At 32.0% G+C, this 21,272-nt stretch carries 21 protein-coding genes and 1 other annotated feature; of the genes, 4 read left to right on the forward strand and 17 right to left on the reverse strand.

Going from position 1 to position 21,272, the window contains the following annotated elements:
- Nucleotides 1–191 precede the first annotated feature (191 nt).
- The 3 genes from GM3709_RS05170 to GM3709_RS05175 form a co-directional block, all read right to left on the reverse strand.
- Nucleotides 192–437, reverse strand: a complete 246-nt coding sequence (locus GM3709_RS05170) for a nucleotidyltransferase domain-containing protein (RefSeq protein WP_231937617.1) — start codon at nucleotides 435–437, stop codon at nucleotides 192–194.
- Nucleotides 438–532: 95 nt separating this feature from the next.
- Complete coding sequence (locus GM3709_RS21860) at nucleotides 533–667, reverse strand: DUF6888 family protein (RefSeq protein WP_396229704.1); 135 nt, start codon at nucleotides 665–667, stop codon at nucleotides 533–535.
- 12 nt (nucleotides 668–679) lie between these two features.
- Nucleotides 680–1,192, reverse strand: a complete 513-nt coding sequence (locus tag GM3709_RS05175) for a CAP family protein (protein WP_071828014.1) — start codon at nucleotides 1,190–1,192, stop codon at nucleotides 680–682.
- Between the two features lie 391 nt (nucleotides 1,193–1,583).
- On the opposite strand from GM3709_RS05175, the gene GM3709_RS05180 reads away from it, so the two are divergent.
- Nucleotides 1,584–3,314 (forward strand): HlyD family efflux transporter periplasmic adaptor subunit, encoded by a 1,731-nt coding sequence (locus GM3709_RS05180; RefSeq protein ID WP_066116910.1) that lies wholly within the window; start codon nucleotides 1,584–1,586, stop codon nucleotides 3,312–3,314.
- Nucleotides 3,315–3,597: 283 nt separating this feature from the next.
- Here GM3709_RS05180 and GM3709_RS05185 read toward each other — a convergent pair whose 3' ends face one another.
- Entirely contained in the window at nucleotides 3,598–5,304 is a 1,707-nt protein-coding gene (locus GM3709_RS05185) for a hypothetical protein (protein WP_144439408.1), read from the reverse strand.
- 146 nt (nucleotides 5,305–5,450) lie between these two features.
- Here GM3709_RS05185 and GM3709_RS05190 point away from each other — a divergent pair, with 146 nt between their 5' ends.
- The 3 genes from GM3709_RS05190 (at nucleotide 5,451) to dapB (ending at nucleotide 9,462) form a co-directional block, all read left to right on the forward strand.
- Nucleotides 5,451–6,773 carry a sensor histidine kinase KdpD gene (locus GM3709_RS05190; protein ID WP_066116914.1) on the forward strand — a complete coding sequence of 441 codons (1,323 nt, stop codon included), beginning with the start codon at nucleotides 5,451–5,453 and terminating at the stop codon, nucleotides 6,771–6,773.
- The gene (locus GM3709_RS05195; RefSeq protein WP_066116916.1) at nucleotides 6,770–8,431 is read left to right on the forward strand and encodes an AarF/ABC1/UbiB kinase family protein; all 1,662 of its coding nucleotides are present in this window, start codon (nucleotides 6,770–6,772) and stop codon (nucleotides 8,429–8,431) included. The genes GM3709_RS05190 and GM3709_RS05195 overlap by 4 nt, the downstream gene beginning before the upstream one ends.
- 203 nt (nucleotides 8,432–8,634) lie before the next feature.
- Nucleotides 8,635–9,462, forward strand: a complete 828-nt coding sequence (dapB, locus tag GM3709_RS05200) for a 4-hydroxy-tetrahydrodipicolinate reductase (RefSeq protein ID WP_066116918.1) — start codon at nucleotides 8,635–8,637, stop codon at nucleotides 9,460–9,462.
- 279 nt (nucleotides 9,463–9,741) lie between these two features.
- Here the strand turns inward: dapB and GM3709_RS05205 are convergent, their stop codons facing one another.
- The 13 genes from GM3709_RS05205 to GM3709_RS05265 form a co-directional block, all read right to left on the reverse strand.
- The gene (locus GM3709_RS05205) at nucleotides 9,742–10,509 is read right to left on the reverse strand and encodes a tetratricopeptide repeat protein (RefSeq protein ID WP_066116921.1); all 768 of its coding nucleotides are present in this window, start codon (nucleotides 10,507–10,509) and stop codon (nucleotides 9,742–9,744) included.
- Between the two features lie 54 nt (nucleotides 10,510–10,563).
- Nucleotides 10,564–11,016, reverse strand: a complete 453-nt coding sequence (locus tag GM3709_RS05210; RefSeq protein WP_066116923.1) for a hypothetical protein — start codon at nucleotides 11,014–11,016, stop codon at nucleotides 10,564–10,566.
- A 38-nt stretch (nucleotides 11,017–11,054) separates the two neighbouring features.
- On the reverse strand, nucleotides 11,055–11,540 hold the full coding sequence (locus GM3709_RS05215; RefSeq protein WP_066116925.1) for a 2Fe-2S iron-sulfur cluster-binding protein: 486 nt from the start codon (nucleotides 11,538–11,540) through the stop codon (nucleotides 11,055–11,057).
- 97 nt (nucleotides 11,541–11,637) lie between these two features.
- Entirely contained in the window at nucleotides 11,638–12,303 is a 666-nt protein-coding gene (locus tag GM3709_RS05220) for a V4R domain-containing protein (RefSeq protein WP_066116927.1), read from the reverse strand.
- A 77-nt stretch (nucleotides 12,304–12,380) separates the two neighbouring features.
- Complete coding sequence (locus GM3709_RS05225) at nucleotides 12,381–12,857, reverse strand: phycobilisome protein (RefSeq protein WP_066116929.1); 477 nt, start codon at nucleotides 12,855–12,857, stop codon at nucleotides 12,381–12,383.
- 9 nt (nucleotides 12,858–12,866) lie between these two features.
- A complete protein-coding gene (locus GM3709_RS05230) occupies nucleotides 12,867–13,280 on the reverse strand; it encodes a hypothetical protein (protein WP_066116931.1) in 414 nt (137 codons plus the stop codon).
- Nucleotides 13,277–13,993 (reverse strand): V4R domain-containing protein, encoded by a 717-nt coding sequence (locus GM3709_RS05235; protein WP_066116932.1) that lies wholly within the window; start codon nucleotides 13,991–13,993, stop codon nucleotides 13,277–13,279. The genes GM3709_RS05230 and GM3709_RS05235 overlap by 4 nt, the downstream gene beginning before the upstream one ends.
- Nucleotides 13,994–14,306: 313 nt before the next feature.
- A complete protein-coding gene (locus tag GM3709_RS05240; protein ID WP_066116934.1) occupies nucleotides 14,307–15,143 on the reverse strand; it encodes a pentapeptide repeat-containing protein in 837 nt (278 codons plus the stop codon).
- A gap of 407 nt (nucleotides 15,144–15,550) precedes the next feature.
- On the reverse strand, nucleotides 15,551–16,321 hold the full coding sequence (locus tag GM3709_RS05245; RefSeq protein WP_066116936.1) for a DUF3747 domain-containing protein: 771 nt from the start codon (nucleotides 16,319–16,321) through the stop codon (nucleotides 15,551–15,553).
- Between the two features lie 341 nt (nucleotides 16,322–16,662).
- Entirely contained in the window at nucleotides 16,663–17,046 is a 384-nt protein-coding gene (rplL, locus tag GM3709_RS05250) for a 50S ribosomal protein L7/L12 (RefSeq protein WP_066116938.1), read from the reverse strand.
- 50 nt (nucleotides 17,047–17,096) lie between these two features.
- Nucleotides 17,097–17,630 carry a 50S ribosomal protein L10 gene (gene rplJ, locus GM3709_RS05255; protein WP_066121757.1) on the reverse strand — a complete coding sequence of 178 codons (534 nt, stop codon included), beginning with the start codon at nucleotides 17,628–17,630 and terminating at the stop codon, nucleotides 17,097–17,099.
- 35 nt (nucleotides 17,631–17,665) lie between these two features.
- Nucleotides 17,666–17,863: a sequence feature (ribosomal protein L10 leader region), on the reverse strand.
- A gap of 144 nt (nucleotides 17,864–18,007) precedes the next feature.
- Entirely contained in the window at nucleotides 18,008–19,750 is a 1,743-nt protein-coding gene (locus GM3709_RS05260; RefSeq protein ID WP_066116940.1) for an EAL domain-containing protein, read from the reverse strand.
- A 160-nt stretch (nucleotides 19,751–19,910) separates the two neighbouring features.
- Nucleotides 19,911–21,179 (reverse strand): pitrilysin family protein, encoded by a 1,269-nt coding sequence (locus GM3709_RS05265; protein WP_066116941.1) that lies wholly within the window; start codon nucleotides 21,177–21,179, stop codon nucleotides 19,911–19,913.
- Nucleotides 21,180–21,272 lie beyond the last annotated feature (93 nt).

Below are 21,272 nucleotides of genomic sequence, written 5' to 3' on the forward strand. Positions count from 1 at the left end.
GCCTGTGCAATATAAAACTATAATATGCTCTTGCTCCTGCAAAATTATAGAGTTGATTTTGAGCTAAAATTTCCGATGCCGTTAAACTTTCTTTAGCTTTTTCTATCAATTTATAAACTTCTAATTTCATATCACTATTCCTTCTTTTTTGACATTTTGCAAAAATGGGTTATTTCCTTGATTAAATTTTTCTAAAGAAATAAAACTACATCATAATCGAGGCTAATTTTAGCTATAATATCTCCAGTTCTATCTATTTCTTGATAAGGATTAATATTTGTTTTTAAAACCACTAAAATATCAATATCTGAATCTATTTGAGCATCTTTTCTTGCTTGAGAACCATATAAAATAATTTGTTCTAATTGCTCACGATATAAGTTAATTAGAGATTTTTTTATTTGACTAAGAATTTCTTTTAATTGAGGATGTCTCATTTTTTTTTAATAAATTGGATGAGATAAAAAACTATTATTAAAATCTATTTCTTTGAATCTGCGATCTCTTTTTTTGAATTAACCATTTTCTTTCCTTACCTTAGTAATAACATCAGCAAGAGGTTTTGACTGATTCTTTCATCTAAACGAACTAGATAAATAGGCAAATACATTATGGTTAAAGTTTGACAAGTAATAAAACAACTTAGAATTTGTAATTTTGTAGGAATATAGTTAACATTCTATGGATTTTGTCCTTGATAATTTCCGGGAGGATTATAGTTGCAAACCCAAATCTCAAATTTGTTTGAACGAGCTACTCCACAACCTACTGTCGTCGTGTTTTTCCAAATCACTTGAGTATAGTGACCTACATCTGCCCAATTACCAGTAGTAGAAACGTTAGGAAATGTGCCATTTTTAAAATACTTTATTTCACTCCCCCAAGCGTTGACGACTTCTGATGGTGTTGCTTGTTTTCCACTAATCCAAAAGATATTTTCCCCATAACTATTATTTGGGCGATGATAAATATTACCACCTTGACTTGCTAACTGATTTGCCCAATCCTGAGCAGTTTGTGCTAGTTGATTTGACCAACTTAAAGGGGGCGCTCCAACTTTTTCTCGCCATTGATTATGAGTGTTTACTATTTCTTGATTTATGGATTGAGAAAAAACTTTGTTAGTTGGTGAAATGGCGATCGCTACTGAAATTAATAAAATTAGCTCCCTATTGATAAACAATTGATTCATAAAAAATTCTGTATATCAGTTTTGAAAGGGTTATATGATTTTATTATAAGAAATTAGTTGATAATTTTTTGACAAATCAAATCTCATCGCAATATTATATTTAATTTTTTTTTAAATTACAAAAATTGTTGGATAACTTTAATGGTGATACTTCCAATGACTTTATTTTATTCGTGATGGTTGTATGATGAAGGATAATAAGGAGGAATTGAATACACCTCGATCGATTTTAAACAACTTCGATGTGAATAAATAGAAGTAAATTTAAGTAAACAAGATTGACCCATCAGATAAAAAAATTGATAATCTAAGTAATTAGTGAATAGTTAATTTTCGTAATTTCTAATTTCTAATTCCTAATTCCTAATTCCCTACTTCTAATTCCTAATATATGACTAACAGCAACGGCAAAACCACAAATATAGATCCTTTATTACAAGCTCAAGGGAATTCTCTCAATGGTAATCAAAAAAATTCTGATACCGCCATTAACCTAGATATTTCTGAATTTGAAAAAGACGTTATTCTTAAACCATCTCCTATTTGGTCACGGACTATGGCATGGAGTATTATGGGAGTGACAGTATTTGCTATTGGTTGGGCAGCGATCGCCAAAATAGAACAAGTTGTAACGGCTCAAGGACAGTTAAAACCCAAAACTACTGTCAAAGAAATTCAAGCACCTTTAAGTGGTGTTGTAAGACAGGTTAATGTAGAAGACGGACAACGGATCAAAAAAGGTGATTCATTGTTAATATTTGATTCAGAAGCAACGGAAGCAGAATTAGAATCTTTTCAAAAAATTAGAAATTCTTTAATACAAGAAAATAAATTTTATCGTACTTTAATTAATTCAGAAATCACTCCAGCACAAGTACAAGAAGCAATCTCAGAGTTAAAATTGCCTCCAGAAATAGAAGCGTTAGCCTTAAATCGGGCAGAATTAGTGGCAGAAAATAAACTTTATCAAATCCAGTTGGCAGAAGGTGGAGATAGTATTGATACCTTAAAACCAGATCAAATTGCCCGACTACAAGCGGCTTTTGCTGAGTTAAATTCTCGCTCTGGTGCGGCAAAATTGGAAACTCAACAATTGGAAAAACAACTTATTCAAAATAGAGTGAAGTTACAAGATGCTCAAAAGCAATTAATAAACGATCGACGAGTATTAGAAGAAATTGATAAACGTAATCAAGATTCTGTGATTGAAGCAGAGGAAAGTTTGCGTATTGATCAAGAAATATTAGATAGTATTCAACCTTTATCAGAGGAAGGTGCTTTAGCTAAAATTCAAATTGAACGACAAAAACAACAAGTACAAGACAGAAAACGAGATTTAGTCGATCGAAAATCGAATGGTACGATCGAATATGAAAACCAAAAACAACAAGTAGAAACTCGTTTAGCGGAAATTGAACAACTTAAGGAAGAAGAAGCCCGTTTGAGTCTTACTATCAACCAAGCCGAACAACAATTTCAGAATACTATTGCGATTACAGAAAAAGATGTGCGCGATCGTATGGCAGTCAATAGTCAGAGAATAGCAGAATTAGACAGTCAAATCAATAAAGTTATCGTTGATAATGAAAAACGTATAGCGGAAGTTAGTAGTCAGATCAGTAGTGCTAAACAAACTATTAAATATCAAGAATTAAAAGCCCCTGTATCTGGTACAGTATTTGACTTACAAGCGGGAGTCGGATTTGTGCCAAAAAGTGGACAATCGGAATCATTGCTTAAAATTGTACCGGATCCCGGTCCTGATAATCCGTTGATTGCAGAAGTTTATGTAACGAATCAAGACATCGGTTTTGTACAAGTCGGACAAATTAGTGATGTGCGTATCGACTCTTTTCCTTATAGTGAATTTGGAGATATAAAAGGCAAAGTGTTCTTTGTTGGTTCAGATGCACTACCACCTGATCAAATTTACAATTTTTATCGTTTTCCTGTCAAAGTAGAATTAGATGCACAACAATTAGTAATTAGAGGAGTGCCAGTTGTCTTACAGTCGGGGATGTCTATAAGTGTTAACATCAAAGTTAAGGAAAATCGCACTGTGTTAAGTCTGTTTACCGAATTATTCACCAAGAAAGTCGATACTCTCAAACAAGTAAGATAATATACTCTCCCTCTTTTTTCACCACCAACCCGCAAGTATAACCTGAGTTCGAGAAAAAATCTTTGATGTAGGTAGGTTTTAGGCTTTCGGTTTTAGGTTCTAAAAATACAAAATCTGATTGAATTATTTAATTAAATTAATGTAAGTAAAATCAATTGTTAACAGTTTTTGATCAATTATTTGCCTAATTCCTAACAAGTAATACCTAATACATTGTTATTACCTATATATTTTACATCGAACTGAGGTAAGTATAGGAGGGGCTGGTGCATAAATCCTGTTTCTATACGATCGCTTCAAAGGCTATTCCTTCTAAAATAAAATCAGGGTATTGTGTCATTACTTGATCTTTTTCTGTTTCTGCTACATAAATATAGCTACCATTATTGTTGAAACGATAAAAATCAATTCCTTTGTTTGCATCCCCATCAAAAGCATAAAAAGCAATTCCTTCTTCCACAAATTCAGGATTATTTTCCCGAATGCTTATACTTTCCGCTTCTGTTGCATACAAATATGCTCCTTTTTTTTCCGTGTTTTGAAAACGATTGAAAGCAATTAAATCATCTTTCTGCTGAAGAGATACACGAAAGGCACTTCCTTCATCGATAAAATTAGGCTCATTTTGTAATATGTTTTGTCTTTCTTCTTCTGCGACAAAAATGTATCCACCATTTCCTGTCCGAAAACGATAAATAGTATCATTTAACAAACTATCTGATGTTGTATTACCATTTTTGACCATTGTCTCAATGTCTTCAGGGATTACATTTTTATCATAAAATGTCTCTAATTCACGATTTTTGACGGTAGGATTTGCTTCATGGAAATCAGAGCCAAAGTATTTGTATGTATCAAAATCTCCATCAATATAACCATATTCCCAACCTAAATAAGTATAATTATTAGTATCGACAGAAACACTGAAGTTACTATCTGATTGGGCATCATAATAGTTGGTTAATGCTATCGTGCCTTTTAAATCACTATATTCTCCTAATTCTACTCCTTCGATATAGTATTTCCCTTTAAATCCTGCTTCATTGGTGTCAAGATAATAGTCAAAATATTCTTCTATTTGGTAGTAATTAGCAGGTGCATAAATATAACCACTGTAGTAGTCTTGGCTAGTGTCATTTTTATCTCCACTATAGTAGTAAGTGAAAGTATATTTAGCAAACTCATTATTAAGATCTATTTCTGTCGTATTGTCAAAATAAATTCCATCTTCCCAGTTATAATGTTGATAAGCATCCCCAGATTCTGAACCTAAACCTTCATTACCATAGGCGGATAAGTTATAAAGATCACCATAACCAGTATCAGAATCATGATAGTTCGTGATATAAACAGAATTATCAGAATCACTACTGTACCACTCGATCGAATCAATCAAATTAATAGTATAGTAGCCACTATTATCTGTCGAATTACTGAATCCTTCTAAAATCTGACCTTCAGTATATGTATTTTCTGAAGTATAACCATAACCTGAATAAAAATCACCGTTACCGTAATAATAGGTAAACTCGTAATACTGAACAAAATAACGTTCATAATCTAAATCAACTTCAATAGAATTATTGAAATATTGATTTTCTTCGTTCTCATTATAACTATATATCCAACCAGATTCTGAACCTAAACCGTCATCACCATAGGCATCTACCATATTGGTTTTACCAAAACCACCATCATCATCATAATAGGTAGTGATATAAATAAAATTGTCAGAATCATTGTACCAATCGATCGAGTCAATCAAGTCAATTGTATAGTAACCACTATTATCTGTCGAATTGGTGAATCCTTCTAAAATCTGACCTTCGGTATATGTGTTTTCAGCAGTATAACCATAACCGGAGTAAAAATCACCATTACCATAGTTATAGGTAAATTCATAATATTGACTAACATGAGGTTCATCGTCTAAATTAACCATTAAATCATTATCTTGAGTCAAAAACATTCTCGATCGTTGATCTTCCATAGATTTTTGTCTTTTAATTAAATTAAATCTATTTTTATTTTAGATAGACTTATGACTATTGTTACTTTTTTAAAGATAAATTTAATGGTTAACTATTTATTGCTATATAATAAAGTTTAGCTTTCGTTAGCAGAATAGAAAAAAGAATGGATGAGATCTTCGATGCTGATATTGCTACTTCCGCTCAAATACTTAAGCTCGATCGAATTTTTATTTTAAGATTTAAGTACAATAGTTTTTCTCATCAACATCTGACACCGTTAATTCCTTTAGCCGAAGTAGAAGTCGTTTATAATTGGCAAAAAAATTCTCAAGATTCTATCCCCAAAAAAATTATTTCTTATTCATTATCCGAATCTCCTTTAACTTGTTATGGATGGCAACAAGCACCGTATTTCACCAAAATTAGTAATAAAAAACAATTAGAGGAACTTAATATTGATCAAGATATTTTAGAAGTTTTTAACTTAAAATTATTGGAGTCTTTATTAATTATTCCTCTTGTTTGTCAAAGAAATATTGATAATACAAAACCTCTAATAATAGGTTTATTGGTAATGGAAAATCATAAACCAAGACGATGGCAAATAGGAGATATTGAAACAGGAAAATGGATGGCAAAACAAATCACTACTGCAATACTTAATCAACAAACCGTGGCAAAGGTACAATCTTTAGTCGATGAAAGAACGGCTCAACTTAAGGTTAGTCTTGAGGTACAGGCAAAGTTAGGGCAAAAAATGCGAGATTATATTGAAGAATTAAAACGTTTAAATATAATTAAAGATGAGTTTATTGCTAGTCTTAGTGATGCCTTAAAAACACCATTATCTAATATGAAAATGGGTATAAAAATGCTAAAATTGCGGAATAAAAATGAGTCAATCATTCGCTATTTAGATATAATTGAAGATGAGTGCGAGAAAGAAATCAATTTAGTTAGTAATCTTTTAACGTTGCAAGAGTTAGAATCAAATAAATTAACTATTGAACCAAAAAAAATATATTTACAACCTTTATTAGATGATTTATATAATTCTTTTTCTCAAGAGTTACATTATAAAGAAATAAACTTAATTATTGAAAATAAACAAGATTATCTTTATACTGACTTAAATAGTCTTAGTTTGATTTTAAAAGAGTTACTTCGTAATGCTAGTAAATTTTCTGCCCAACAAACTAATATTATTTTGCGAATTTATACCCAGAAGTCTGATAATATTATCGAAATTAGTAATTATGGATGTACGATCGATCAAGAAGAACAAACACATATTTTTCAGCCATTTTATCAAGGTAAATCTGTAGCTAACGTAACAAATAGTGGTACAGGTTTAGGACTAGCTTTGGTAAAATCTCTTGTACAAAATTTAAACGGTATAATTAGTGTTTCTAGTGCTTCCATTGAAAAATCAGATAATTATATCAATACTTTTACTTTGACCTTTCCTCTACTATCGAATGAATGAGATCCTTACCTTCTAATTTATCATGGGATTACCACCGTTATTCTACTTTACAACGTCAATGGGATATTTTAGTCACAGCTTTACAATTTGCTGGATTAATATTACTTGATTTATTACAACGAAAAAACTCCAGTTATCAACGTCATAAAAGAGCAAAATGGCTAGTCAGAAAATTAATTAAATTGGGCCCTACTTTCATAAAAATTGGTCAAGCTTTATCTACTCGTCCTGATTTAATTCCTTTAGAATATGTCGAAGAATTTAGTCAGTTACAAGATCGAGTTCCGCCTTTTTTATCAGAAGAAGCTATTACTATTATTGAATTAGAATTGGGAGATAAATTAGATAATATTTTTCTTGATTTTGAAAGAGTCCCCATTGCTGCGGCTAGTTTAGGACAAGTACATAAAGCCAAATTACCCAACGGAGAAAAGGTTGTTATTAAAGTACAAAGAAGAGGATTAGAAAAATTATTTAACTTAGATTTTCAAGTATTAAAAAATATTATTAATTTTGTCGATCGAGTTATACCCGGAATGAGAAAATATGAACTAAAATTAATTTATCAAGAATTTTTTGAAATTTTATTCTCAGAAATAGACTACCTTAAAGAAGGAGAAAATGCTGATATATTTAGATATAATTTTCAGGATGACGATCGAATTATTGTCCCAAAAGTTTATTGGGAATATACAACAAAAAGAGTACTAACTTTAGAATATTTACCCGGTATTAAAATTAATGATAAAGAAACCTTAAGAGAAAAAGGTATCCCGATTAAACCTTTAATTGAATTAGGAATTTGTACTTATTTAAAACAACTATTAGAAGACGGTTTTTTTCAATCTGATCCTCATCCGGGTAATATGGCAGTGAATATGAATGGTTCAATCATCTTCTATGATTTTGGTGCTATGGCAGAAGTGAAAGGATTAGCCAGAGAACAAATGGTACAAACATTTTTTGCTATGTTACGCAAAGATGCAGATCAAGTATTAGATACTCTAGTCTATATGGGATTAATTGAACCAGTCGGAGACATGACAGCAATTAAGAGGCTAATTAGTTTTTCTCTAACTCGTTTTTTAGATAAACCTGTGGATATTAATGCGTTTCGGGAAATTAGTACGGAAATTTACGTTATGTTTGAGCAACAACCCTTCCGTTTACCTCCTCAGATGACATTTATTATTAAAGCCATTACTACTCTTGATGGCATTGCCCGTACTTTAGATCCGAACTACAGTTTGTTATCTGCCAGTCAGCCATTTTTTAGACGAATTACCCAATCTACTCCAGCTAATAATATATTATTAATGGTTGTTCGTCAAGGAAAACTGTTAATTCAGCAACGATTACAAAAACCTTCTCGTTTAGAAACGACAGTGAGAGATTTTCAACAAAAACTAGACCAAGGAGAATTACAATTGCGGGTTCGTTCTTTGGAAGGGGAAAGAATCTCTCGCAGTATTTATTTAGCCGTTAAAACTTTGATTTATGCTTGTTTAGCCGGATTTTCTCTCCTCAACGGTATTCTACTTATTTCGACGATTTATCACTCCTTAGCGGTTATTTTATTCGGCTTAACGGGGTTATTTACTTTTTTCTTGACACGATCGCTTATTACCCTGAGCATATCAGAAAAACTATTAAAATAATTAAAAAAGGTGTTAGGTTTTAGGTAGTAGGTATTTAGGTATTAGGTAGTTATCAGCTATTACCTTGCTCTTAATAACTTGCATCGAACTGAAGTAGATTAAAGTTTCGTACGGGTAGTGTGCCTTTGGCATCGATTATTTTCTAGTAATCTATAATAACTACTGTAGAAAAACAAAAAAATTAACTATCAATTATTTAATATATGAGTCAAGATAATTTAATCCCTGTAGTGGTAAATGGTGCGGCTGGAAAAATGGGAAAAGAAGTTATCAAAGCGATCGCTTCTGCTAAGGATATGATGTTAGTAGGTGCAGTAGATCAAAATCCGGCGGTATTAGGGCAAGATGTGGGAATAGTCGCAGGTTGTGGAGAGCTAGAAATTCCCATCCTTAATGATTTACAAAGCGTCTTAGTTTTGGCCACTGAACACAAAATACAAGGTGTAATGGTAGATTTTACCCATCCTGATAGTGTTTATGAAAATGTCCGTAGTGCGATCGCCTATGGAGTTCGTCCCGTAGTTGGTACAACTGGATTATCTCCCGAACAAATTCAAGACTTAGCTGATTTTGCTGATAAGGCATCTACAGGTGTATTAATCATTCCAAATTTTACGATCGGTATTGTCTTAATGCAACAAGCCGCTATTCAAGCGGCGCAATATTTTGATCATGTAGAGATAATCGAATTACATCATAATCAAAAAGCTGATGCTCCCAGTGGTACAGCTATTAAAACGGCTGAAATGCTTTCTGACTTAGGCAAAAACTATAATCCTCAATTAGTTAAAGAAACAGAAAATTTAGCAGGTGCAAGGGGAAGTATTTGTGGTGATAATATTAGAATCCATAGTGTTCGACTGCCCGGATTAATTGCCCATCAAGAGATTATTTTCGGATCACAAGGACAAATTTATACTCTCCGTCATGATACCAGTGATCGATCGTGTTATATGCCAGGAGTATTATTGTCAATTCGTAAAATCGTAGAATTAAAATCTCTTGTTTATGGTTTAGAAAAGATTTTATAATGAATAGGCTCAGACACATTCAACTTGTATCAAGAATTATGAGAAAACCTCCACAATCTTAGTTATAATGATTTAACTTAAATTTGAGACACTTTATCAAGCTAAAATCTCGATTTAATAAGGCTAACAGATTTTGATATTGTTTCATTCTTAAGTTAATCAACTATATTGTCTTTTACTTCTTGCCTATTTCAAGTAAACTTAGATGGTTTTGAGCTTATCTTTTTTCTACCTATTCCACATTAAATGTTGTGCAAAATACAAGTTAACATGATCAAATTAAGGGAATAATTGAGTTCCTACAACCATTTCTTGACTGCTTCCATTACCTTCTGCTCGTAGTTCATGAATATTTCGACTCATTTCTCTCGCTTGATGGTAACTGTCAATATCTCCCTGCTCAAAGTAGAGTAACGCCGCTTTTCTTAAGTCATCAACGGCTTTTTGTTTTAAACCATTTTCTAAATAAAGCACTCCTCTTTTATGGAAAGCTCTGGCACAACTAGAATCTTTTTTGATAGCTTCGCTGTAGTCTTCGATCGCACCCGGTTTATTACCTAATTTTTCATAACCCAAACCTCTTTGATAGAAGAAATCTGCTGAATCAGGTTTAACTCTTAACTCTTGTGAGAGATTTTCAATTTCCTTAATATCAGAAACAATATTATTTAATTCTTGATGTTGTAAATCGACTCTTTTTATTTCCGTAACAATATATTGTTTTTGTTCTTGTAAATTAGTTTGGAGAGATTGCTGCAATTTTTCAATACTCGTTCCTAAATCTGCTTTATTTTCAACTAATTTATCGGTTAATTCTCCATGATTAATAGCTAACTTTTCAATTAAATCTTGAATGGTTTGTTCTTGTTTATTGTAAGCCTCTACTAAACTATCATTTAATTGTTTACGACTAAAAAGGTTACATCCCACCCCAATAGCTAAAGGAATAGGGGCGATGGCAAGATTTTGAGTAACAACAGAAAAAATTGCACCTAAAGTAGAAACCCCCAATCCCACATAACCGATCATATCTTGTTGTTTTTCCATGACTTAAATTAATTACTCCTAAATATAAAATTAACGATTCTAAAAAGATATTTTCTAAACCAACACAGCACAATTAAGCTCAAAAATAGGAAGGGCTAATTTTGTTTCCTCTGGAGTTAAAAATTGGGGAATAACACCCAGTAAAACTTCATAGGTGTCATTGTTATCATTTTCAAAATTGAAAGAACGAGCAATAGTTTGAAACCAAAGTAACATATTTGTGCGTAATCTTTCCATATCATCGAACAACAAAGCCGCCGCACAATAACGAACTAAATCAATTAAATCTCGTTTACAAGTGCCATAAAAATCTTCAAATTCAGCATTGCGTTTTTGTTTTCCGATTCTTACTGCTTCAACAATTTCTGTGGCAGAATCTCTGATTTTGATATAAGCACTCAGTCGAATATCTTGAGAGCTTAAATAGTCTTCTAAAAATCTTAGCTCATAGTCTTCCGCATAACGACCATCTGCTTCTAAGGTTAAATCAGCAAATTGTTTTAACATTTTAATTAACTCCTGATAATTGATATTGTGTTTTAAAATTAAATTGCGTCACTGGTATTAGCTAAATATTTGGACACTTCCCCTTTTGTATTTTCTAATTGACTAATCATCGATCGAGTAATCAACTTCCCTTCTTCCACTAAAATCTTGCCAGAAATCGGGTGTAGAATATTTTGTTGAGCTCTTCTACCAATCAACGCTTCAATATCTTCTATCTCACTTAAGTACATCCCTGCTGGTAATTCTACTACCACCCCCTCACCGATTACCCTCGCCTGACAAGCTAAACGAGAATTAAGTTTACAAGTAGTAATTACTTCTAAGGTTCTTTTTTCTCGACGATTTAGAGGAGATAAACTTTCCATACCCTTCTTAACATAAATATGACAGGTGGAACACATTCCTCTGCCACCACATTCTTGCATTACATTAAGTTGATTTTTGAGTAATCCAGATAAAAGATTATCGTTAGTTTTAATACTGGTTTCTGTACCAAGAGGATCAAGTCTGATGATTTTAGCCACTATCTTACTTTTTTTATATATTAAATGGTCTAATTTTAGATTAGCTTAAGTTTTGTTCAAAATAAAAGATAGTTATGATTAGTAATCAAAGTGAACTTTAAGAAGAACTATTCAAAAGTCGATCGATAATAGTATTATGATCATAACCTTCCTCTGACAAAGTTTTAACTAACTCCACTCGTTGCTCTAAACCAATAACAAAATAGTTACATTCAGCACCCATTGATTCACAACTGGTTTGAAAACAACCGAGATCTTCTCCTGTCAATTGACTGAAAAAAGAACTTAAAATACCAGCTTCTGGTTGACAAGCAAAACCTTTATTTTGAGGAGCGGCTTGGGCAAAAGGCGAATTAACGGTGGTTGCCACGATAAAACCTTGAGAATAATAATCAAAATTGAAATTAATGACTCCCCAACCATGAGTTTTCCAGCATTGTTTTAAACAACTCAAAAACTCTGACATTTCCATTTGTGCCAAAGGCATTTCGTAATATTCGGTCACTTCCTGTAGAAAACGACGATAAAAACTTTTACCCCACCAACGACCACAATTGTATAAAACTATACCTGTCGCTTGTCCAATTTCTTCTTCTAAACCAGCATAAACTCCCTGTAAAAAAACTTCAGGTAAAGCGATCAATCTTGAACCTAAACGTGTTTCGAGTAATCCTAACTCAAAATCTCCTTGCACATAAGCTCCAGGAGCGAAATAATTACCTTTTAGGGCTTTTTCTTGAACTAAATCTGCCACAGAAATCATCTATTTTTCCTCATTCTTTGATATTTTTTTTAGCAATTAAGTCTAGTTGACAAAAAACTTAATACTGAAATTCTGAACTAAACACTTAAAGCCGTAGCATTCGTCAAGTAATTATTGGCTTGGGCTAAAAAAGGTTGAATCTGTTCTAATCCTTCATCTGGAAGAACTTGAGTTAATTTTTCCACTAATAAAGCATAAATACAATCAGAAATGGATTGAGACTCATGAGCTTGAACTATATCTGTTAACCATTCCAGAAGGCGATGTTCTAAAAATTCAGGATTATTTAACAACATAGCCATACCGCAATAGCGGGTGATTAATAACCAATGACGAATAGTCGTTTCAATTTTTTTTGTTTTTTCTTCTGGTAATAGTTTGACAACCTGATCTGCTACGTCTTGAAAAATGCTGATTTCTTGATCTCTCAATATTCGGTAAGCAGTTAATCTATCTTTTAAGGTAGAAATTTCTTTAGTTAACTTATCTAAGTCTTCTGCTTGTAAATATTGAGATTCAGCCTCGTGAATTAATGCTTGTAATTCTGGATACATAATTTTTTCTTAAAGTAAATCTGATAAATCATTGACATTAAAAGTTTTGGCGGTAGAATCAAACGTCTCTGACGAAGAAATGGAGGGTAAAGAAGCGATCGAAGTTTTTTTCTGAGTTATTCGTCCTTGTCCTTGCCATGATATTCTTTGAAAAAATTCTCCCACTGTCATGGTTAAAGAATAATTTACAGACATCGGTTGATATAATTCTTCTGATGCCCTTGTTTTCTTCGTTTTCACAACTCCTTGCCAATTATGAGAAGCAAAAAAATCTTGCACCGTTAAATTAAATGTTGGATAAAAATTATCTTCTATTTCGATCGTATCGGATAGAGATTCTTTTTCGATCGCCACTAATCTTAGCCCTTGCCAATTAGCTTGTTGAAAAAAATCTTCGACGGAGATGTTAGTGGAAGGAATCATTTTAGATATTCTCCATTGATAAGTTTTTTCTGAATATCTTTAGCACCTGCCCCCTCATTTTGCCAAAAGGTAGCCGCATCAATGCGATCTTGTTTTCCTAGCAAAAATTTACAATAGGTTTCTCCCATGGAATAACACTGAATTTCAATGCAGTTGAGTTGTTTATTAATAAAACGACTGAAAAAACCTGCCATTAATCCCGCATAAATATGACATACGGGCTTACCGACATCTCCCAAGGTACGAGCTACGGCAGAATCAAAGATATTAACGAACATGAAACCATTTTTTTGTTCACTCAAGTCCACATCCCAGTTACCCCATCCCTGAGTCGTAAAAGGCCACCACCACGCTTCAAGAACGTATAACAAGTTCATATCATGAACGTCTTTGGGATATTCATACTCTTTTTGAAACCATTGTTCAAAAAATTCTGCATCTCTAATACCCCATGCTTTACCGATGTTATACATGACTACCCCAGAAGATGATCCGACTTCTTCTTCTAAGCCTTCGATTAAACCAATGATAAAATCTTCTGTTACCAGAATATTTCGAGATTCATTCCAGTCGGTAATATTGCCGTTGGCGGTATCAAAGTGAAAAAAGTCTTCAAGGGTATAATGATCGTGCTTTTTTGGATATTTATTTTTCCAAAGATTTTTGGAAATTATTTCTACAGTACGACTTGATTTTGTAGGTGTAAAAGTCATCTGGTTTTTTATCCTCTCAAGTTTATTATGATTAATTAATTAACAATTTAAGTAACAAGCAATTTTTCTTTATGTCTTTATTTTAACCAGTTTTTATAATATCGAGTTTTTTTCTTCAACATTTCTATACAATTAATGCTTAACATTTATTAATAAAAAAAGTCTTATTGTTTTCTTGGATTTTTCTTGTTCTTTCATAAAAATACCCCCCTGTTTAAAGGGAGGTTAAGGGGAATCGATCGTTATTATTTTCCTTATGTTTAAAACAGTTTTTTTATATTTTTGTGTATTTTTAAAAACAATACTCTAACTTTTAAGCGGCATTATTTTTGATTAAATAATCCACTGTTAAGTGTTTTTCTTCGATGATATGGGGTAAGTCTTGAATAATTACAGAAGATTTTTTGATAAAAGAATTAGTCCATTTTTCTAACCATTTTAACTGCATCATTGTAGCTTGATGAGTTAATGTACCATTAAAACTTATTTTTCCTTTTTTATCGATAGAAAATTCTTGCAACCATTCTATATCAGGACGACTTTCTTCAAAGTTTTTAGCGGTGATTGTTCCCCCTAAATAACAACTTGTAATACTAGCGATCGATTCAAAATTGGTAACGACTTGAGCGATAGTAACTTTTTTACTAGCAGAGGCTTGAAATGATGAGACTAATGTCATACCTAGAGAGTTGGGATCAAAACATCTATCAAAGCGAGTTGTAGTATCATAGGTAGCACCTTGAAAAATAGCACCATTTAAGTGGGCACCATTTAAAAATGTCCCTGATAAATCAGCTTTCATAAAATTTGCTTTGGTGAGAAAACTGCCTGTAAAATACGCTTCTTTAAGGATAGATTTTTTAAAGTCAGTTTTGGTTAAATAGGCTTTGATAAGATATGCGCCTGTTAAATTTGCCCCCGTTAAATTGGCCCCACTCAAATTAGCTTCATTCAGATAACAATTACTTAAATTGGAGTTACTTAAATCGGCATCTCTCAAATCAGCATAACTCAAATCTGAACCTTGTAAATTAACTCCTTTTAAATTAACATTTCTTAAATCAATTCTTCTTAACTGTTTTTGGGAGAAATTTCTTTCACCTTGAGCATATTGGGTTGTGATGTCGATCGTATGATTATTTACTAACATTTTATATCCCCTATTCCTAAATAAATGTGATTTGAGATTATGTGTTTCTTAAGTTTATAAAAGACTTTTGTAATGTTTATTTTTCTTAATTTTTATTTAATCTTTCTTCAATTCTAACCATATTCATTGTAAATAGGCTAATTAATGTAACAAAAGTTTGTTAAAGTTTAATCATCTTATAAATAATTAAAACTTGTAAGTATTTATACAGATAATTTATAAAAATAAAGTTTTTATAATATCAAAAATTTTAAATACATTTAAGGTAATAAAAATGGGTTAAGTTTTCATACTTAACCTATCAAAATAAATATCTAAAATCCATATACAGTAAAGAAGGCAAAAAAACCTAAGCCTAATTTACATTAGGTATATATACATTAAAATTAACTTAATTAACGATCGAATTACCTATCCCAACGACTTTGAGTTAAACTCGATCGACGAGAAGAATTAGTTTTACGTTCTTCTAATTTATTAACAGGTTTTTCAATTTCTTTTTGTTGTTGAACATCGGGAGATACTATTTCTTGAATCGTACCTTGAGGTATTTCTTCAGGTAAAGGAATATTATTTTCTGGAATACCATTTATCACAGTTTCATTTACCGGAGGATTAACTTGAGTGGCAGAAGAATCATAACTAAAATAAACATGACCTAACATCTTACCTTCATAGGTTCTTTTACTAAAACGCCATCCCGGATTAAGTTGTATTTTCATCGGTTGTCCATTTAATCCTTGTGCAGTGCCAACTATTATAGGGGGTTGACTGGAATCTTTACGATTAATTCCGACTAAAACTAAATTACCATCTCTTTCTGTTAAATTGAGTAAAATATCTAAACCATAATCTTGTCCATCGTAACGGATAGAATAACCATTCGCATCAGTGCTACGGCGACAATGACCACTAAAATCAAAATTGATCAATAGTAAATCCACATTCACAGGATTTGCACCCATTTCACTCCAACAAGAATTTTTTTGAGGGATTTGTTCAATTACAATTAAGTTATATTTATTTTCTCCGTAGGGTTGAGCAACTGCAATAAAATCAGATTGATTGACTTCTGTCTCCTGAAAGGTAATAGCTTGAGCAGACTGGAAGGGCAAAATAGTAGATAAAGTGGTTAAAGCTAAAATAGATAATTTAGTTGAGATTAATAATTTAAGCATAGTTATTTTTTCAGATTTGAGTTGTTGTCCCCACAGCCCAATATTGCTGTAGTTTGTATCGATAATTAAAAGTTTGAGGCTATAGCACTCGCCATAATACTTAGGACATTGTGAGATTCTTTCTCTGAGTTAGAATGATAATCTAATATTTTTAAGATGTCCTAAAAAATCTGTCTATTGCTATATTTATCCTTATTGAAGGTTATATCATTTGACTTACAAATCGTTAACCATGTTCCTTAGTTTTTTTGCTAATGGGTCATTTTCATAAAAATATTAACAAAAAAAAGACGGGGTAATCAATTTAACCCGCCTTCTTGATGTATGTAAATTAGAAAAAATTATTTGATACTTGCTTTCGCACCAGCTTCTTCTAATTGTTTCTTGATGGTTTCGGCTTCTTCTTTACCAACAGCTTCTTTAACAGCTTTAGGTGCAGATTCTACTAACTCTTTGGTTTCTTTTAAACCCAAGCCAGTGATGGTACGAACAACTTTAAGAACGTCCATTTTCTTCTCACCGAAACTTTCTAAGATAACATCAAATTCGGTTTGTTCTTCAACTTCTTCTGCCGCCGCAACAGGAGCAGCAGCCATCATCATACCACCAACAGGAGCAGCAGCACTTACGCCGAATACTTCTTCGATTTGTTTAACTAATTCAGATGCTTCTAAGAGGGTTAAAGTTTTTAACTCTTCAACAATATTTGCTACTTTATCAGACATAATTAATTGTGATCTCCTTTGTACAATAGTTTAATAAACGGCGAAACCTTTTAAGCGGCTTCTTTCTGAGACTTGACGGCATCGATCGCACGAGCCAAAGATGTTGGCACTTCGTTGACACCACGAGCCACTTTAGCAGTGATAGCATTGATAGCACCAGCGATTTGGGCGATGAGTTGATCTTTGGTGGGTAAGTCGGCTAAGGCTTTAACCTGTGCTTCTGTCAGGGTTTGTCCTTCCATGACTCCGCCTTTTAACTCACTTTTCTTACGCTCTTTTTGGAATGCTTGATAAGCACGAACTGCTGTACCAATATTTTCCTCATCAGCTAAGATAAATGCGGAAGTCCCTTTTAATAAGGGGTTAATTCCAGACCAATATTCGTTACCTTCAACGGCTTTACTCATTAAGGTATTTTTTGTTACCTTGCAGATAGTACCGTTTTCTCTTAAACGATTGCGTAAATCGCTAATGTCAGCAACGGTAAGCCCCTGATAATCAACTACGATCGCCAATCGAGCATCTTCTAATAACTGTTGGATTTCAGCTACTTCTTGTTTTTTACTCTCTAGGGATTTAGATATTGTTCTCACCTCCTGGGGTGTTAAATTTTTGTCTTAAGACAATTAAAAAAACCCTAGCAACTATTAGCACGGGTTTTCGGTTGATGTATCGAGATAATCTTTAAATTATAAATAGTGATGAGATTAAAACTAATCTGAAAATCACGTTTACTTTTTTAATATCCTCATCAACCTAGGCAGGATAATTAAGCCTTTTTCGCACCTGCTGTCTTCGGCTGTCGCCAAGTTTTTATATAATTTCTGAGCTAAACATTATATTCTATCTAAAATAATATTATTTTGCAACTGTTCGTTGACGATCAAACTTAAACTTAACGTTATAATCGGTCTTTGCGAGAAATTCTACTATAATTTATCATACTCAAAGTAAGAGAGCCTTAAATATTGTTATCAAGTAATTCTTGAAACTGAGAAAAAGGTAAAGGGCGACTGAATAAATAACCTTGATAATAGTCACAATTATTTTTGTGTAAAAATGCTAATTCTGGTTCTATTTCTACTCCTTCCGCTACTACACTAAGATTCAATTGATGAGCCATTTCAATTAAATATTTCGTTATTGTGGCATTTTTTTTATTCTGATTAATGTCTTTAACAAAACATCGATCGATTTTGAGAATATCAAAGTTAAAATCTTGAATATAACCTAAAGAAGAATAACCAGTACCAAAGTCATCAATAGCTATCTTTAAACCAGCAGATTTGAGTTTATTTAGTTTTTTAATGGCTACAGAAGTGTTGCGAACTAAGGTACTTTCTGTTAATTCTAGTTCTAATAATGAAGGATTAAAATAGTGAAAAGCTAGAATTTTAAGAATTTTATGCTCTAATAAATCTTCATTAAATTGTCGAGCGGAAAGATTAACCGCTACTTGTAAATCTGGGCGATATTTTTTTTGTAAAATCTTAAATTGTTCACAGGCTTGATGTAGAACCCATTCTCCTATAGACTCAATTAAGCCTGTTTCTTCTGCTAAAGGAATAAATACCGCAGGAGAGATAAATTTTTCTTCGGGATGATTCCATCGTAATAAAGCCTCGGCACCAATTATTTTACTGGTTTTAACTTCTACTTTTGGTTGATAATAAAGTTCTAATTGATTTTTTTCTAAAGCATGATGTAATTGTGCTTCTAAACTTATTTGTTTTGGAGTATATTTATGTAAAGTAGGAGAATAAACTTGATACTGATTTTCTCCCATTTTTTCTAAATCCTTAACGGCTTGTTTTGCTTTATATAAAAGTTCATCGATATTTTGCCCATGTAGGGGATAAAAGCTAATACCTATTTTAAAATCAATATAAATTTCTTTATTTTTATAAATCAATGGAGGGGTAATTTTTTTAAGTAACATTTTAGCTATATCGATCGCTTGTTGTTTCATCGAAATAGGTGGGATAATTAAGGCAAATTCATCTCCTTCAAGGCGTGTAATAATTGTTTCTTCACTCAAATTAGCTTGTAATCTTTTGACTAAAGCCTTTAATAATAAATTACCTAAATCTTGTCCAAACTCGTCTCTAATTAGTTTAAATCGATCGAAACTAAGATATAAAATAGAAATAAGTTTAGGTATATCTCTATCATTTTCATAGGATTCAGAATTTAATTGTTGATAAAAAACTTCTAAAATACCATTAAAATTTTCCACTAAAGATAACTGATTAGGCAATTGAGTCACTTCGTCATGTTTAGTCGAAAAATTTAATTTTTCTTGTTGTTCTGTTAATTTCTTTTTGATTTTTTCTATTTCTTGATACCTACTCAATGCCAGAGTAATCGTAATAGCTAAATCTTGTGTTTTATAAGGTTTAATGATATATCCATAGGGAGAAGTTTTTGTTGCCCTAGATAAAGTGTTTTCATCGGCATAAGCAGTTAAATAAACAACAGGAATGGAATAAAATTTATTTAATTCTTCTGCTAGTTTAATCCCATCTTTTTCTCCTTTAATTTTAATATCCATTAACACCAGATCTGGATTAGCATCAATAATTTTATCTAAAGCCTTATCTCCATCACTACATTCTCCTACCACTTGATAACCTAATTTTTTTAGGTCAACAATAATACTCTGAATAGCTATAATTTCATCTTCTACTATAAAAACTTTAATCATTTTTTTGTGATAAATTTATTGTACTTTAATATTATTAATTATTTGAAAATCTATGGTTAGTTTAAATATTGCAAAAACCAATAATTAACGATATTTATTATTAAATTATACTACTCTGATTTTCTATTAAGTAATTGTATAAATTGTTTTTCTAATGATTTTAGTTATTGACAATTATAATTCCATGAGCGTTAAGATTTAAAATTTTTTGTGCAGTTTTTTGTATATCTTCAACAGTTAATTTTCTTATTTTTTCAACATATTCTAAAGCTGGATTTATATTGCCTATTTGTGAATAATAATAACCATATAAGTTAGTTCTATCACTTGGTTTTTCACTTTGAAAAATATATTGATTCGCCACAATTTTACAAACTCGATTTAATTCTTGAGAAGTTATACCTTTACTTTGAATATTTGCAATATGAAAAAGTATAGCATCTTTAACGGCAGAAATATTTTCTTTTGGTAATTGAGCCGCAATATAAAATAATCCCTGTATTTGATTAGTCATATTTGTCGCAGAAATTTTAGTAACAAGACGACGATTTTCCCTTAAATCTTGAAATAGTCGAGATAGCTTACCTTGTCCTAAAATTACGGCTAAAACATCTAAAGGAAAAGTTTGCTCTAAATCGTTTAATCCTGTAACACGCCACATCATTATTAAACGGGATTGTTGTAAGGCATTCTCTTTATATTCATCGATAACAATTTCTCTAAAAGGAGATTCAGGAGTATAAACTGGTTTTGGAGAGGGAAAGTTAATTATATTAGGATTTAAAGAATTGATGATAGTATCGGTTAATTCTTGGGGGGGTAGATTTCCCACTGCTACCACCGTCATATTAGAGGGTTGATACCATGATTTATGGAAAGTTTGCATTTGCTCACAAGTAACATTTTCAATTACTTCTTTTGTTCCTAAAACGGGACGATGATAGGGTAAATTAGGAAAAGCTTTTACCATCATTCGTTCAAATACTCTACGTCGTGGATTATCGATCGATCTTCTAATTTCTTCTAATACTACCATTCTTTCCCGTTCAAATTCTGCTTTAGGTAAAAGAGGATTTAACACTAAATCTAATTGCAAAGGTAAAATATCAGCAAAATCTTGAGGGGCGCAAGTAAAATAAAAATGAGTGTATTCTTGACTGGTTGCGGCATTCGTCACTGCACCTCTAGCTTCTAATAAGTACTCAAATTCACCACTAGCTAGATTAGCTGTGCCTTTAAAGATCATATGTTCTAAAAAATGTGCCATGCCATTAATACAATCAGACTCGATCGAAGAACCTACATTAAACCAAATATTGACATTGACGGCAGAAACAGGTATTTGTTCAGTAATAATAGTTAAACCATTGGGAAATTTAGTGATTATAGGGCAATGAAGAGAATTTGGTCTAACTAATGTAAAAGTCATGGCAGATTTAGGCTGAATACTGAAGTTACAATTTCTATTCTAACGTGACTAATGCTATGTTAATTTATATTAAATAACATTAAGTTTAAAGAA

This window comes from Geminocystis sp. NIES-3709, from assembly GCF_001548115.1.
Lineage (GTDB): Bacteria > Cyanobacteriota > Cyanobacteriia > Cyanobacteriales > Cyanobacteriaceae > Geminocystis.